This window comes from Streptomyces sp. CA2R106 (genome assembly GCF_037034245.1).
Classification (GTDB): Bacteria; Actinomycetota; Actinomycetes; order Streptomycetales; family Streptomycetaceae; genus Actinacidiphila.
The window spans coordinates 1-220 of sequence record NZ_JBAGKC010000238.1; the positions used below are offsets into that span (position 1 = coordinate 1).

Below are 220 nucleotides of genomic sequence, written 5' to 3' on the forward strand. Positions count from 1 at the left end.
GACGTCGGGCCTGTTCGGGTCTGGTGATGAGGGGGTTGCCTACGCGCCGGTGGGTGGGTTCTTGGAGGGTGCGGGTGGGTTCGATGCGGAGTTCTTTGGGATCAGTCCGCGTGAGGCGTTGGGGATGGATCCGCAGCAGCGGGTGCTGCTGGAGACGTGTTGGGAGGCGTTGGAGGACGCGGGGATTGCCCCGGGTTCGCTGAAGGGGACCGACACAGGG

General features: G+C 66.8%; 1 protein-coding gene. It reads left to right on the forward strand.

The features are described 5' to 3' along the window. A partial coding sequence (locus WA788_RS35915) for a beta-ketoacyl synthase N-terminal-like domain-containing protein (protein WP_335984764.1) occupies positions 1 to 220 on the forward strand: 220 nt, incomplete at both ends.